The organism is Caulobacter sp. GSs2, from assembly GCF_058680895.1.
The window spans coordinates 1,729,430-1,743,955 of record NZ_CM178725.1 but is presented as its reverse complement, the minus strand read 5'-3'; the positions used below and the strand labels follow the sequence as shown (position 1 = coordinate 1,743,955).

General features: G+C 67.6%; 16 protein-coding genes. 11 read left to right on the top strand and 5 right to left on the bottom strand.

What is annotated here, in order from left to right:
• Positions 1-22 precede the first annotated feature (22 nt).
• Positions 23-295, bottom strand: coding sequence for a BufA1 family periplasmic bufferin-type metallophore (locus ACW17Z_RS08430; RefSeq protein ID WP_492058332.1), 273 nt, complete (start codon positions 293-295; stop codon positions 23-25).
• Between the two features lie 184 nt (positions 296-479).
• Here ACW17Z_RS08430 and ACW17Z_RS08425 point away from each other — a divergent pair, with 184 nt between their 5' ends.
• The 3 genes from ACW17Z_RS08425 to ACW17Z_RS08415 all read left to right on the top strand — a co-directional run bounded on the left by ACW17Z_RS08425 (position 480) and on the right by ACW17Z_RS08415 (position 2,498).
• Positions 480-1,019 (top strand): sigma-70 family RNA polymerase sigma factor, encoded by a 540-nt coding sequence (locus ACW17Z_RS08425; protein ID WP_419319904.1) that lies wholly within the window; start codon positions 480-482, stop codon positions 1,017-1,019.
• Complete coding sequence (locus ACW17Z_RS08420) at positions 1,006-1,641, top strand: NrsF family protein (protein ID WP_492058331.1); 636 nt, start codon at positions 1,006-1,008, stop codon at positions 1,639-1,641. Before ACW17Z_RS08425 ends, ACW17Z_RS08420 begins: the two co-directional genes overlap by 14 nt.
• 167 nt (positions 1,642-1,808) lie before the next feature.
• Positions 1,809-2,498 carry an NrsF family protein gene (locus ACW17Z_RS08415; protein ID WP_492058330.1) on the top strand — a complete coding sequence of 230 codons (690 nt, stop codon included), beginning with the start codon at positions 1,809-1,811 and terminating at the stop codon, positions 2,496-2,498.
• Between the two features lie 53 nt (positions 2,499-2,551).
• Here the strand turns inward: ACW17Z_RS08415 and fba are convergent, their stop codons facing one another.
• The 3 genes from fba to gap form a co-directional block, all read right to left on the bottom strand.
• Positions 2,552-3,643, bottom strand: coding sequence for a class II fructose-bisphosphate aldolase (gene fba / locus ACW17Z_RS08410; RefSeq protein WP_419319909.1), 1,092 nt, complete (start codon positions 3,641-3,643; stop codon positions 2,552-2,554).
• 139 nt (positions 3,644-3,782) lie between these two features.
• Positions 3,783-4,973 carry a phosphoglycerate kinase gene (locus ACW17Z_RS08405; RefSeq protein WP_492058329.1) on the bottom strand — a complete coding sequence of 397 codons (1,191 nt, stop codon included), beginning with the start codon at positions 4,971-4,973 and terminating at the stop codon, positions 3,783-3,785.
• 79 nt (positions 4,974-5,052) lie between these two features.
• On the bottom strand, positions 5,053-6,060 hold the full coding sequence (gene gap / locus ACW17Z_RS08400) for a type I glyceraldehyde-3-phosphate dehydrogenase (RefSeq protein WP_492058328.1): 1,008 nt from the start codon (positions 6,058-6,060) through the stop codon (positions 5,053-5,055).
• Between the two features lie 220 nt (positions 6,061-6,280).
• On the opposite strand from gap, the gene ACW17Z_RS08395 reads away from it, so the two are divergent.
• From ACW17Z_RS08395 to ACW17Z_RS08360, 8 genes are all read left to right on the top strand, one after another.
• Positions 6,281-6,652, top strand: coding sequence for a DUF4164 family protein (locus ACW17Z_RS08395; protein ID WP_419319914.1), 372 nt, complete (start codon positions 6,281-6,283; stop codon positions 6,650-6,652).
• A 3-nt stretch (positions 6,653-6,655) separates the two neighbouring features.
• Entirely contained in the window at positions 6,656-6,982 is a 327-nt protein-coding gene (locus tag ACW17Z_RS08390) for a cell division protein ZapA (protein ID WP_419319915.1), read from the top strand.
• A gap of 92 nt (positions 6,983-7,074) precedes the next feature.
• Positions 7,075-9,042, top strand: a complete 1,968-nt coding sequence (locus ACW17Z_RS08385) for an alpha/beta hydrolase family protein (RefSeq protein ID WP_492058327.1) — start codon at positions 7,075-7,077, stop codon at positions 9,040-9,042.
• 259 nt (positions 9,043-9,301) lie between these two features.
• Positions 9,302-9,511 (top strand): hypothetical protein, encoded by a 210-nt coding sequence (locus tag ACW17Z_RS08380; RefSeq protein WP_419253298.1) that lies wholly within the window; start codon positions 9,302-9,304, stop codon positions 9,509-9,511.
• Complete coding sequence (locus tag ACW17Z_RS08375) at positions 9,508-10,104, top strand: 5-formyltetrahydrofolate cyclo-ligase (protein ID WP_492058326.1); 597 nt, start codon at positions 9,508-9,510, stop codon at positions 10,102-10,104. Before ACW17Z_RS08380 ends, ACW17Z_RS08375 begins: the two co-directional genes overlap by 4 nt.
• Positions 10,105-10,135: 31 nt before the next feature.
• Complete coding sequence (locus ACW17Z_RS08370; RefSeq protein WP_419319918.1) at positions 10,136-10,957, top strand: TIGR00282 family metallophosphoesterase; 822 nt, start codon at positions 10,136-10,138, stop codon at positions 10,955-10,957.
• Between the two features lie 106 nt (positions 10,958-11,063).
• Positions 11,064-11,819, top strand: coding sequence for a YebC/PmpR family DNA-binding transcriptional regulator (locus tag ACW17Z_RS08365; RefSeq protein WP_419319920.1), 756 nt, complete (start codon positions 11,064-11,066; stop codon positions 11,817-11,819).
• 101 nt (positions 11,820-11,920) lie between these two features.
• On the top strand, positions 11,921-12,853 hold the full coding sequence (locus ACW17Z_RS08360; RefSeq protein ID WP_492058325.1) for a nucleoside hydrolase: 933 nt from the start codon (positions 11,921-11,923) through the stop codon (positions 12,851-12,853).
• A 152-nt stretch (positions 12,854-13,005) separates the two neighbouring features.
• On the opposite strand, the gene ACW17Z_RS08355 is transcribed toward ACW17Z_RS08360, so the two are convergent.
• The gene (locus ACW17Z_RS08355; RefSeq protein ID WP_492058324.1) at positions 13,006-14,415 is read right to left on the bottom strand and encodes a M20/M25/M40 family metallo-hydrolase; all 1,410 of its coding nucleotides are present in this window, start codon (positions 14,413-14,415) and stop codon (positions 13,006-13,008) included.
• Between the last annotated feature and the right edge of the window lie 111 nt (positions 14,416-14,526).

Sequence of the window (14,526 nt, the reverse complement as noted above, 5' to 3'; positions counted from 1 at the left end):
GGGGCAAGTGGCCGGGGCCGAACTACATCGCCTTGGGGGTCAGCGAGCCCATGCCCTTGGGGGTCTTCATCGTCACGCAGGTGCCCTTGGCCACGTGCTTCCAGGCGTCGCCCTGATAGTCGACCTTGGAGGTGCCGGCGCACGAGGTGCCCGCGCCGGCCTTGCAGTCGTTCTGGGCGGCCTTGGAAACGCCGTAGCACTTTTCCATCTCGGGCTTCTTGTCGGCGGCCATTGCGGCGCCGGCCGACAGGGCGAAGACGGCGGCGAGAGCGGCGGCGGTGGTGGTGCGGTTCATGGGACTGGCTCCTTGGGGTGAATGTCCGTGACCGCCCCTGCTGGTCGGTCGAGGGGGAATACGGCGGGGCGCAGTCAAAGGTTACACCGGTCGACGAACAAAATTTCCCGGTCACGATCGATGGGTTCCGGCTCGCGCGCGGGCCGTGTAACCCTTTGGCCCTGAAGCGCGAATAGGGGGATGCGTGACGGACACCGAAACCCGACTGAAGGCGCTGATGCTGCGCGGGTTGGAGGGCGACGCCCCAGCCTACCGCGAGTGTCTGGCCCTGCTCGGCGTTCGGCTTCGCGCCTATTTTGCGCGCCGGATGTCCGGCGCGCCCGGTGATGTGGAGGACATGGTGCAGGAGACGCTGCTGGCGGTGCATATCAAGCGGGCGACGTGGGACACGTCCCAGTCGTTTACCGCCTGGGCGCATGCCGTGGCGCGCTACAAGCTGATCGACCACTGGCGCCGCCGCAAGATCCGCCAGACCCTGCCGCTGGACGATCATTCCGAATTCCTGGCCGCCGAAGAGCATGACCCCGGCGTCGGCCTGGAGCTGGATCGCGCCCTGGCCAGCTTGCCCGAGCGCCAGCGTGTGCTGGTCAGCGACGTCAAGCTGGTTGGGCTCAGCCTGGCCCAGGCCGGCGCCAAGGCCGGCATGACCGAAGGCGCGGCCAAGGTCGCCCTGCACCGTGCGCTAAAGGCCCTGGCCGAAAGGATGCGCCATGCGGACCGATGACCTGATCGACGCCCTGGCCGCCAATGCCGGCCCGGCGCCCGGCGGGCGGCCCGGGGGGCGCCTTGGCCTGCTGGCGGGCCTGGGCGGCGTGGCGGCCCTGATCGGGGTGCTAGTCTGGCTGAAGGTGCGACCCGACCTGATGGAGGTCATGCGGGGCGGCTTTTTCTGGCTCAAGGCGGCCTATACCGCAGCCCTGGCCCTGGCGGGCTATCTGGCGATCGAGCAATTGTCGCGGCCCACGGGCTCGGCCCGGCGGGGACTGGTCCTGGGCCTGATCGTACTGAGCGGCTTTGTCCTGGTGGGGCTGGTCCAGTTCGGGATGGCGCAGGATCCGATGGCCCTGCTGCGCGGCCAGTCCTGGACCCGCTGCTCGCTGAACATCCTGGCCCTGGGCGCGCCGACCACGCTCGCGGGTCTTTGGGTCGTGCGGGGGCTGGCGCCGACCCGCCCGGTTCTGGCCGGTTTCGCGACCGGCGCCCTGGCCGGCGGCGTCGCGGCCACGGTCTATGGACTGCATTGCGCCGAGAGCAGCTTTGTCTTCGTCGGCGTCTGGTACACCCTGGGCGTCCTGGCCTGCGGGGCCCTGGGCGCGGTTCTCGGGCGCTGGGCGCTGCGCTGGTGAGCAGCATGGTCGGGCCTAGCGCCCGCTGTGATCACGTCTGGTTACGGTCCCATAACGGCGGTTGACAAGCGCTGGGCCAGATCTTCAACTGCTGTCGCCGAGATTGCGAGCCATACGCAAGCCCGGATCCCATAGCCGGTTCTGACACCTTGTGGGGAGGGTCGCCCTTGACGATAGACGACGCCCTCGTCCTCCCCGACGAGGCGCCGGCGGCCACACAATCGTGGTCGACAGGGACGCTTCAGACACGCCTTCTGGAAGTCGCTGCGGCGGGCGCGCTGGCCGCTCTGCTGCTGGTTCTGTTCTGGCTGAAGCCGCGCCCTGATTTCTGGGCGGCGATCGGCCATCCGTTCTTCTGGATCAAGGGTCTCTACACGGCCACCCTGGCCGCCATCGCCCTGGGCGGGGCGACGGCTGCGGCGCGTCCCGGGGCGCCGCTGTGGCCGGCCCTGGTTTCGGGCGGCGCCATGGTTGTCCTGATGACCCTCGCCGTCGCCTTCGAGGCCCCTGGCCTGGACGCGGCTCTGATTGCCCACATCTTCAATCCGGGCGGCGCCTTCAACTGCGTCTTCCACGTCTCCGTGCTGTCGGTTTCCATGCTGCTGGTCGCAGGGGTGGGCCTGCGCGGCGTCGAGATGGAGCGCCCGGGCCTGACAGGCCTGTTCGTCGGCCTGTTCAGCGGCGCGGTGGCTGCGACCATCTACGGCGTGCACTGCCAGGACTCGACGTTCCTGTTCGTGGCTCTTTGGTACAGCTTCGGGGTGGCCCTGTGCGGCGCGGTCGGCGCGGTCATGCTCAAGCTGATCAGCCGTCGCCTGCGGCCCGACCCGGCCGACAGCAGCGTCGCGGACGTATGAAAAAGGCCCCCCGGATCGCTCCGGGAGGCCCTCGTCTCATCAAGCGTTGAAGCCTATTCGGCTGCGACCTTGCCGGTCGTGGCGCCGAACTTGGCGTGCAGTTCGCCCGAGGCATAGCGCTTGGCCATGGTCGCGGTCGACAGCGCCTTGACCTTGTCGGCGTGGCCGGCCGAGCCGAACTCGACGAAGCGGGCCTGACAGACCTTGCGCATGGCTTCCTTGGCGGGCTTGAGATAGGCGCGCGGATCGAACTCGCCGGGCTTTTCCATCAGGATCTTGCGGATCGCGCCGGTCATGGCCATCCGGTTGTCGGTGTCGACATTGATCTTGCGGACGCCGTGCTTGATGCCGCGCTGGATCTCTTCGACCGGCACGCCCCAGGTCTGGGGCATCTCGCCGCCGTACTGGTTGATGATGTCCTGCAGGTCCTGCGGCACCGAGCTGGAGCCGTGCATCACCAGGTGGGTGTTGGGCAGGCGGCGGTGGATTTCCTCGATCACGTTCATGGCCAGGACGTCGCCGTCCGGCTTGCGCGTGAACTTGTAGGCGCCGTGGCTGGTGCCCATGGCGATGGCCAGGGCGTCGACGCCGGTCTGGCCGACGAAGTCGACCGCCTGATCGGGATCGGTCAGCAGTTCGTCATGGCTCAGCACGCCCTCGAAGCCGTGGCCGTCCTCGGCTTCGCCCATGCCGCTCTCAAGTGATCCGAGCACGCCCAGTTCGCCTTCGACCGACACGCCGCAGCTGTGGGCCATCTGGACCACCTTGCGGGTGACCTCGACATTGTACTCGTAGGAGGCCGGGGTCTTGGCGTCCTCCATCAGCGAGCCGTCCATCATCACCGAGGTGAAGCCGTACTGGATTGCCGTGGCGCAGGTCGCCGGGCCGTTGCCGTGGTCCTGGTGCATGCACACCGGAATGTGGGGGTAGATCTCGGCCAGGGCGTCGATCATGCGGGCCAGCATGATGTCATTGGCATAGGACCGCGCGCCGCGCGAGGCCTGGATGATGACCGGCGAATTGACGGCGTCGGCCGCCTCCATGATCGCCAGACCCTGTTCCATGTTGTTGATATTGAAGGCCGGCAGCCCATACTCATGCTCCGCCGCATGGTCCAGCAACTGCCTAAGCGTGATCCTCGCCACGTGATATCTCTCCTGCAAGCTTGAAAGGTTTGGGTCGTTTCTTGTTTTTGGGGCGTGACGCTTTTGCGTTCTCTGCCCGGGTCGTCCGGTAGCTCACGCGGACCCCTCCCGGAGGTCCGCGCCTGAAAAATCTGGAACCCTAGGTGTTCAAAGCCGAGACACCGGGCAGGTCCTTGCCCTCCATCCACTCAAGAAACGCGCCGCCGGCGGTCGAGACGAAGGTCATGTCGCCCACGACGCCCGCGTGATTCAGCGCCGACACCGTATCACCGCCGCCGGCCACGGCGACGATCTTACCCGATTTTGCCAGCTGGGCGGCATGTTTCGCCGCCGCAACGGTCGCTTCGTCGAACGGCGGTACCTCGAACACGCCCAGCGGGCCGTTCCAGATCAGGGTCTTGCTGGCGTCCATGGCGGCCAGCAGGCGCTTCACGCTCTCCGGGCCGGCGTCGAGGATCAGGTCGTCGGGCTGCACGTCGGCAAGGGCGCGGGTCTCAGCGTCGACGCCTGGGGCGACCTTCTTGGCCACCACCACGTCGACCGGCAGCAGCAGCTCGCAGCCGGCGGCCTTGGCCTTTTCGATGATCTGGCGGGCGGTGTCGGCCAGGTCCTTCTCGCACAGCGAGCCCCCCACATCGTGGCCCTGGGCGTAGAGGAAGGTGTTGGCCATGCCGCCGCCGATCGCCAGGCGATCCAGCTTGGCGACCAGGTTGTTCAGCAGGTCGAGCTTGGTCGAGACCTTGGAGCCGCCGACGATGCCGATCACCGGCTTCTGCGGATTGCCCAGGGCCGAGTCGAGGGCCTCCAGTTCGCGCTGCATGGCCAGGCCCGGATAGGACGGCAGGGCGCGGGCCAGGGCTTCGGTGGAAGCATGGGCGCGGTGGGCGGCGCTGAAGGCGTCATTGACATAGATGTCGCCCAACGCGGCCAGTTGCGCGGCGAAGGCCGGATCGTTCTTTTCCTCGCCGGCGTGGAAGCGGACGTTTTCCAGCAGGGCGACACCGCCGGCCGGCAGGGCCGCGATGACCTTGGCGGCTTCATCGCCGATGCAGTCGGCAGCGAAGGCCACTGGCGCGCCCAACAGCTTGGAGAGCGGCTCGGCCACGAAGGCCAGGCTCATCTCGGGAACCACCTTGCCCTTGGGCCGGTCGAAGTGCGCCAGCAGAGCCACCTTGGCGCCCTTGCCGGTCAGGTACTGGATGGTCGGCAGGGCCGAGCGCAGGCGGGTGTCGTCGGTGATCTTGCCGCCCTCGACGGGCACGTTGAAGTCCACGCGGACCAGGGCGGTCTTGCCGGCGAGATCGGCGGTGTCGAGGGTGCGGAAGGTCATGGGAAGTCCTGACGTCGAAAGGCGGTAACAGGCAGAGAAAACCCCCGCCTCTCCGGGAGGGGCGGGGGTCTGGCAGGCTTTAGAGGAACTTGGCCATCACGAGCGCGGTGTCGCTCATGCGGGTCGCAAAGCCCCATTCGTTGTCGTACCAGCTGAGCACGCGGCCCAGCTTGCCTTCGATGACCTGGGTCTGGGCCAGGGCCGCCGTCGAGCTTTCGGCGATGTGGTTGAAGTCGGTCGAGACCAGGGCCTCGTCGGTGACGCCCAGCACGCCCTTCAGCGGGCCGGCGGCGGCGGCCTTCAGGGCGTTGTTGAGTTCCTCGACCGTGGTGTCGCGGCTGGGCACGAACTTCAGGTCGACGCACGAGACGTTCGGGGTCGGGACGCGGATCGACGAGCCGTCCAGCTTGCCCTTCAGGGCCGGCAGCACCAGGCCCAGGGCCTTGGCGGCGCCGGTCGAGGTGGGGATCATCGACAGGGCGGCGGCCCGGCCGCGATACAGATCCTTGTGCATTGTATCCAGCGTCGGCTGGTCGCCGGTGTAGGAGTGGATGGTGGTCATGTAGCCGCGCTCGATGCCGACCAGGTCGTGGATGACCTTGGCGATGGGGGCGAGGCAGTTGGTGGTGCACGAGCCGTTGGAAACCACCAGGTCGGCGGCGCTCAGCACGTTGTCATTGACCTTGTAGACGATGGTCTGGTCGGCGCCGTCGCAGGGGGCGCTGACCAGCACGCGCTTGGCGCCGGCGGTCAGGTGGGCGCTGGCCTTTTCCTTGGTGGTGAACAGGCCGGTGCACTCGAACGCGATGTCGACGTTCAGCTCTGCGTGGGGCAGCTCGGCCGGGTTGCGGATCGCGGTGACCTTGATCTTGCCCGTGCCGACATCGATCCAGTCCTCGCCCGAGGTCACGACGCCGGGGAACCGGCCGTGCACGCTGTCGTAGCGCAGCAGGTGGGCGTTGGTCTCGACCGGGCCCAGATCGTTGATCGCCACGACTTCAATATCCGTGCGGCCGTGCTCGACGATGGAGCGCAGGACGAGGCGGCCGATACGGCCAAAGCCGTTGATGGCGACGCGAAGAGCCATGGTGGTCTTTCTCCTAACGATCGGACGCGGCCCAGAGGGACCAACGTTCCCTGATTTTGCAGGCGCGTTTTGCGGGCGGGGGCGGGGAAGTCAAGCCCAGCTCCGGTAACAACGCATGACAGAATACGGCCAAGGGCGATTTCATCACCCTATTGTCGCCGCAGCGGGTGGCGAAGCTGGTCCTGATCTATATGTTGCACCGCATGATTGGAACCCGCCGATGACCCTGGGCGAAACGAGCGCCCTCGACCTCGCCGCGCGCCGACTGGAGCGCGCCGTGGCTCAGCTTGAGCAGCGGCTGGCCGCGCGCGCGACCGTGGCTGTCGCCTCGGCGGCGGCGTCGTCCACGTCTTCGTCCGACGTTTTCGACGGCGAGGCCGCGCGCCTGCAGGCCGAGCTGGACGCCGCCCGCGAGCGCGAGCGCGCCCTGGAAGAAGCCGGCGCCCAGGCCTCGGTCGCCCTGGGCCGCGCCATCGCCGAAATCCGCGCCGCGTTAGGCGACGAGGGACCGGTCAATGACGACCATCCGTCCGACGACCTCGCCGATGCCGACGAGACCAACGAGCTTTTCGATGATCCGCGGGAGGCCTGACCCATGGCCCAACTGACCATCCAGGTGAACGGCCGGCCCTATACGGTCGGCTGCGAGGACGGCCAGGAGGCCCACCTCATGGAGATCGCCCGCCTGTTCGACCGTCAGGTCCGCCAGGTCAGCCAGGATGTCGGCCAGCTGGGCGAAACCCGCCTGTTCCTGATGGGCGCCCTGCTGCTGGCTGACGAAATGAGTGACCTGAAGCTGCGTCTGGCCCACGCCCAGAGCGAACTGGCCAAGCTTCAGGCCGAACGCAGCCGCACCGAGATCGCCGCCATCCGGGCGATCGACGCGGCGGCCGAGCGGATCGAGAAGCTGGCGGCGGAGTAGGCTGAACCGATATCGCACGCCCGCGTTGCACTTTGGGTTGTCTTGCCTCCAGACTCGCCTATCGTTGTGGTCAAGCTTGGTGGGGGCGGTCGATGCGTTTTGTTACGGCGTTTGCGTTTGTCTTTCTGGCGCTAGGCGGGCCCGCGTTCGGCGCGGATCCCACGACCGCCGCGTTCGGGGCGCGGGAGTACATCCAGCAAATCAGCCTTTCGCCCGACGGTCAGCAGGTGGCGATGATTGTCCCCGGTTCCGGACGGGGCTCCAAGCTGGTGACCATCAACATCGCGACCGGGGCGTCCAAGACCGTCCTGGTCTCCAGCGGCGATCCCGAGCGGCTGACCTACTGCCGCTGGTCGACCAACACGCGCCTGGTCTGCCAGATCTACGCCATGGTCAAGAACGGCGAGAGCAAGGTGGGCTATACGCGCCTTCTGGCGCTCAACAGCGACGGCGGCGAGCTGAAGATGCTGACCGCCGAGAACAGCAACCGGGCCATCGGGGTAGCCCAGAACGGTGGCTCCATCGTCGACTGGTCGATCGACGACGCTGAGAGCGGGGTGCTGATGACCCGCGAGTATCTGGAGGAGACCGGCGTCAGTCGCACCACCAGGAAAGACGAGGGATTGGGCGTCGAGCGCGTCGATACGCTGACCCTGGTGCGAAAGACCGTCGAGAAGGCCTTCAGCACCGCCGTGGAATATATCGGTGACGGGCATGGGACGGTCAGAATCATGGGCATGCAGCCCACGCGGGGGAATTCCGGCTATTCCGGCGGCAAGATCTCCTATCTCTACCGCAAGCCCGACAGCCGCGAGTGGCTGCCGCTGGGCCAGCTGACCAGCGGTTCGGTCGGCTGGAGCGGGTTCAACCCCTACGCCGTCGATCAGAAGCTCAACGTCGCCTACGGTTTCGACGACAAGGACGGGCGCCAGGCGCTCTACAAGATCGCCCTCGACGGCTCGATGACGCGCGACCTGGTCTTGGCGCGACCGGACGTCGACGTCTCGGGCCTGGTGCGGATCGGGCGGCAGAACCGCGTGGTCGGCGCGTCCTTCGTCACCGACCGCCGGGAAACCGAGTTCTTCGATCCGGAGCTGCGCAAGCTGGGTCCGGCGATCGGCAAGGCCATGCCCGGACGGATCGTCACCTTCATCGACGCCTCGGCCGACGAATCCAAGCTCCTGCTGTTCGCCGGCGGCGACAGCTATCCGGGGGTCTACTACCTGTTCGACAAGACCACCCGGCAGCTCCAGGACCTGACGGCCGCCCGGCCGCAGCTGGAGGGGATGAAGTTGGCCACGGTGAAGGCGATCACCTATCCGGCGGCCGACGGCACGCAGATCCCGGGCTACCTGACCCTGCCGCCGGGCAGCGACGGCAAGAACCTGCCGGCGATCGTCATGCCGCACGGTGGCCCCAGCGCCCGCGACGACTGGGGCTTCGACTGGCTGGCGCAGTACTTCGCCCAGCGGGGCTTCGCGGTGCTGCAACCGAACTACCGGGGCTCCGCCGGCTATGGGGCCGACTGGTTCCAGAAGAACGGCTTCCAGTCCTGGCGCACCGCCGTCGGCGACGTCAACGACGGCGGCCGCTGGCTGGCGCAGCAGGGGATCGCCGCGCCGGGCAAGCTGGCCATCGTCGGCTGGTCGTACGGCGGCTACGCGGCGCTGCAGTCGAATGTGCTGGATCCCGACCTGTTCAAGGCCGTCGTCGCCATCGCGCCGGTCACGGACCTCGAACTGCTGCGGCAGGAGCACCAGAACTTCACCAACTACCTGCAGGTCAGCCAGTTCATCGGCAAGGGGCCACACGTGGCCGAGGGCTCACCGGCCCAGAACGCTGCAGCGATCAAGGCTCCGGTGCTGCTGTTCCACGGCGATCTGGACACCAATGTGGGGGTCGGCGAGTCGCGGTTGATGGAGCGCAAGCTCCGCGATGCAGGTCGCAAGGTCGAGTACATCGAGTTCAAGGGCCTCGATCACCATCTGAACGACGGTGCGGCCCGGACCGAGATGTTGGGTAAGGCCGACGCGTTCCTGAAGGTCTCGCTGGGACTCTGAGGATCGTGAGGGCCGCGACGGAACGCCCCTATCGCCGGGGGGAGCGAGCGCCTATATTCCTCAACGGCGGGTCTGCTGTGGCCCTCGTCGAAGATTTCTATTCCCAGGGACCTTAATCTCTCTATCGGGACCTGTTCCCTCCCGTGGCCGTGGCTGCGGGGACACGGGGCCCACCTGTACCAAACAGGTTCGAGTGGATTGAAACGTCTTCACGGTTCTTCATGGCGCCGCCACCCTTTCCCCGTTCGCCGAGGCGGTCATGAAATCCGGCTGGTTTGGACCCAAGCCCTTCGGTGGCGGCCCGCGGCCGACCGGATGGCAGGGCTGGTTGATCACCATCGTGTTTTTCATCGCGATGATCGCCACGGCCCTGATCACCGATGATCTGCGGCTTTGGGTCCAGGGTGCGCTGGTCGTGCTTCTGCTCGGCGTGGTCTGGCTGACCTATCGGGCCTCTGATCCGTCTTGACCCTCGCTGACCCTGTCGCCGCCAAGGCCACCCTGCGGATGTTCGTCCGCACACGGCGCAAGATCCTGGCCCGGGAGGTCCCGCAGGCCGCCTGGATGGTCGCCGAGGTCGGACGCGCGCCCCTGGCCGCCCGCTTTCCCCAGGCCAGCCGCCAGGTCGCCGCGCTCTATCATGGCGTGGGCTCGGAACTCTCGACCCACGTTCTGGCCGACGGCCTGGCCGCAGCGGGCTGGACCCTGGCCCTGCCCTCGGTCGAGGGCGAGGCCGGCCGCATGGTCTTCCGGATCTGGGACCGCACCCGTCCGCTGGTTCGCGACGCGATCGGGCTGCGAGCGCCGTCGGTCGACCAGCCGCTGGTTCAGCCGGACCTGGTCGTCCTGCCGCTGCTGGCCTTTGACCGCCAGGGCCGGCGGCTGGGCCAGGGCGGCGGCTATTATGACCGGGCGCTGGAAGACCTGAAGGCCCGGCGCGATGTGTTCGCCCTGGGCCTGGCCTATAGCGGCCAGGAGACGGCGAATTTGCCGCATGAACCGCATGATCAAGCGCTGGACGCCATTCTCACCGAAAAAGAGTATATCGCGGTGAAAGTCTGAGGCTCACGCAGAGCCGCACCAAGGAATCTCTATGCGTTTTGCTTTCTTCGGCGACGTCGTCGGCAAGTCGGGCCGCGACGGTCTGGCCGATCATCTGCCCGCCCTGCGCCGTGACCTCGACCTCGAGTTCGTGATCATCAACGCCGAGAACGCCGCCGCCGGCTTCGGCATCACCGAGAACACCGCCCGCGAGCTGTTCGAGGCCGGGGCCGACTGCCTGACCCTGGGCAATCACAGCTGGGACCAGCGCGAGGCGCTGACCTACATCGTCCGCGAGCCCAGACTGATCCGTCCGGCCAACTATCCGATCCTGTCGGATGCGCCGGGTCGGGGCAGCCATCTGTTCCAGACCGAGCGCGGCCGCACCATCATGGTCATCAACCTGCTGGGCCGGGTGCACATGGACGCCATGGACGACCCCTTCGCCGCCGCCGACCGCGAGCTGGACAAGGCCCCGCTGGGCCAGGTGGCCGACGCGGTGGTGGTCGACATGCACTGCGAGGCCACGTCCGAGAAGATGGCCATGGGCCACTATTGCGACGGCCGCGCCTCGCTGGTGGTGGGCACCCACACCCATGTGCCCACCGCCGACGCCCAGATCCTCAACGGCGGCACCGCCTATCAGACCGACGCCGGGGCCTGCGCTGACTATGACAGCGTCATCGGCAATCAGAAGGAAGAGCCCCTGCGGCGCTTCACCACCAAGATCAGCGGCGGTCGCTATACCCCCGCCTCGGGTCCGGCGACGGTCTGCGGCGTGTTCGTGGAAACCGACGACCGTACAGGTCTCGCTGTGCGGGTCGAGCCGATCCGGGTGGGCGGCCGGCTGAAGCCGACGGTGCCCACCGTCTAGAGTCCTCTCCCCCTGGGCGAGGACTAGATTTGAGTGACAGAACCCCGCTCCAGCGGCTAGAAGCGCGCCCACTCCACCTTCTTCAGATCAGAGACAGAGCCCCCGAATGGCCGGTCACTCGAAATTCAAGAACATCATGCACCGCAAGGGCCGCGCCGACGCCGCGCGCTCCAAGCTGTTTTCCAAGCTGTCGCGGGAAATCACCGTGGCGGCCAAGGCCGGCGTGGCCGACCCGAGCATGAACCCGCGCCTGCGCCTGGCCGTGAACAACGCCAAGGCCGAAAGCCTGCCCAAGGACGTCATCGACCGCGCGATCAAGAAGTCGCAGATGGGCGACGCCGCCGACTATTCGGAAATCCGCTACGAGGGCGTGGCCGCCGGCGGCGTCGGCATCATCGTCGAGGTGCTGACCGACAACCGCAACCGCGCCGCCGCCAATGTCCGCTCCTACTTCACCAAGCTGGGCGGCAATATGGGCGCGACCGGCTCGGTGGTGTTCAACTATGACCATGTCGGCCAGATCACCTATCCGGCCAAGGTCGCCAGCGAAGACGCCATGATGGAAGCCGCCATCGAGGCCGGCGCCGACGACGTCACCTCGGACATGGACGAGGAAGGCGAAGGCCACACCATCTACACCGCCTTTGAGGACCTCAACGAAGTGGCCGCCGCCCTGGAAGCCAAGTTCGGCCCCGCCGGCAACACCAAGATCGCCTGGCGTCCGAAGATGCAGGTTCCGGTGACCGGCGACAGCGTCACCACCCTGATGAAGCTGCTCGACATGCTCAACGACGATGATGACGTCCAGAACGTCTATTCGAACGAAGAGATCAGCGACGAGGATCTGGCGGCGCTGGGCTAGACGCCCCAAGCGCCGCGCCGGTTGCGGTCCCGGGTCTTCCCCGGGATGCCAGGCGCACAGCGCCCTTCTCTCTGTCATGCCCCCTCGGCTACACTGAGCGCATGACCCTGCGCGTGCACATTGATACCGACTGCGGCGTGGACGACGCCCTGGCGCTGGCGATGCTGGCGCGAGCGCATGACAGTATCGAGGTGGGCTCGGTCTCGGCGGTGTTCGGCAACACCTATGTCGACCAGGCCGCCGCCAACGCCCGGGGGGTGTTGCGGCTCGCCGGCTGCGGGGCCGAGGTCTATATCGGCGCGGGGTCCGGCCTGGCCAAGCGGCGGGTCGAACGCATGCGGCCGGCGCATGGCGCCGATGGGCTGAACGGCGCGGGGTTTTCGCAGCGCTGGAAACTGCCCGAGCTGGATCGCGGCCATGGCGTCAGCCTCCTGGCCTTCGCCGCCCGTCGCCGGATCACCGGTCTGTTCCTGGGACCCCTGACCAACCTGGCCCAGGGCCTGCTGGACGATCCGGTCGCTTTCCGTGACTGGCGGCCGACCATCATGGCCGGCGCCTTCGTCGTCGAGGGCAAGGCCGCCGGCGGGGCCGACTTCAACAGCTGGAGCGATCCGGAGGCCTTGCAGCGGGTGCTCGAGGCCGGGGTTCGCCCGCGCCTGATACCGATGGATATCTCCAGCCAGGTCACCCTGACCCGCGCGGCGCTGGACGCCGGCGCGGCCTGTTGCGGCTCGCCGCTCGCGGCCCGGCTCAACCGGGCGGTGGGCGGCTATATCGACTTCCACGCCCAGGTCTGGGGCACGGTGGACGCCTGCCATCCGCATGACGCCGTGGCCGCCGTCAGCCTGATCGCGCCGGACGCCTTTACCTTCGAGCCGGCGCGGTTGCGGGTGTCGGTCGACGGGGTGCGCCAGGGCCGCATCGACCGCATCGACGGCGCGCCGAATGCCGAGGTCTGCGTAGACGTCGATGTCGCGGCGGTGGAGCGGCTGATCCTTGCGACTCTGTTTGGGACCAGGGCCGTGGCGGCCTGACAGATCCTCCCCTTTTGGGGGAGGTGGCCCGGAGGGCCGGAGGGGGCCACGCGGCGCCAATCCAGATGGCGCAAAGCATATCTACGCCTGCGCTGCCCCCTCAGTCGCTTCGCGACAGCTCCCCCAGAGGGGGAGCATCACCGCAAGGCGCCTTACTTCCCGCCGGCATAGTCCTTGATCAGGCCGTGCAGGAAATCGCGCCCGTCATACAGCGACTTGACCCGCATCCGCTCGTTCAGGCCGTGGATGCCGTCGCCGTCCGAGCCGCCGAACAGGCCGGTGACGCCATAGGTCGGGATGCCGGCGGCGTTGGTGTGCACGCCATCGGTGGCGCCGGTCAGCAGGATCGGCACGATCGGCACGCCGGGCCACAGCTTGGCGGCCTGCTTGTTGATCGGGCCCATGATCGCGGGCGTCAGGGCCGGCGGCGGCGAGGCGGCCTTGGCCTCGTGGGCCAGGGTGAAGGCGACGGCCGGATCGGCGGCGACCTCTGACAGCTTGGCCTTGACCTCCTCGACCGGCGTGCCGGGCAGGATGCGGCAGTTAACGTTGGCCGTGGCGCGCTGGGGCAGGGCATTGGGCGCGTGGCCGGCGCTGACCAGGGTGGCCACGCAGGTGGTGCGCAGCATCGAGTTCCACATCGGATCCGCCGTGACGACCTTCAGCGCCTCGGGGTCCTCGATATTGGCGACCAGGGCCTTCATGGCCGCAGCCTGCAGGGCCGGCACGCGGGGCTGCATCTGGGTGAAATAGCCCCGGGTGGCGTCGATGAAGCGGGGCGGGAACTGATAGGCGCCGATCCGGTCCAGGGCCGCCGACAGTTGGTAGATGGCGTTGGCGGGCACGGGCCGGCTGGAGTGGCCGCCCGGGTTGGTCACGGTCAGGGTGAAGTCCTGATAGACCTTCTCGCCGGCCTGGACCTCGAGCACGACTTCCTTGCCTTGATCATCGAGCAGGCCGTCGGCGCCTTCGTTGAGGGCGAATTCGGCGTCCACCAGCGGGCGGTGGTTCTTCAGCAGGTCCTCGATGCCGTTATAGCCCTCGCTTTCCTCGCCGCAGGTCAGGGCCATCTTGATGTCGCGCTTGGGTTTGAAGCCCTCCTGCTTGAGGCGGATCAGGCTGTCGGCCCAGATGGCGGCCTGGGCCTTGTCGTCCGACGTGCCGCGTCCGTAGAAATAGCCGTTCTCCTCGACCAGCACGAAAGGGTCGCGGGTCCAGTCGGCGCGGTTGGCCTCGACGACGTCGATATGGGCCAGCAGCAGGATCGGCTTGGCCTTGGGGTCGGTTCCGTGCAGCACGGCCACCAGCGAGCCCTCGCGGGGATGCTTGGGCTCGACGACGACCTTGACGTCGGCCTCTGGATAGCCGGCGGCCTTCAGACGCGCGCCCATGGCCTCGGCGGCCGCGGTGCAGCTGCCGACCGACAGGGTGGTGTTGATCTCGACCAGCTCCTTGTAGAGCTCGCGGAACTTCAGCTGGTCGGGGCGAGGCGTCGCCTGAGCGTTCGCCGCCATCGGCAGGGCCAGCACGGCCGCCGTCGTCATCCATCCCGCCAAACGCATCGAAAGCATCTCCCTAAGACCTTTGCGTCAGGAGAGCGCGCAACGCCGTGGCGCGCAAGGGCCGCCGTTAAGCTCCCGTTAGCGATACAGGGGCTTTTCCTCGGACGCGGA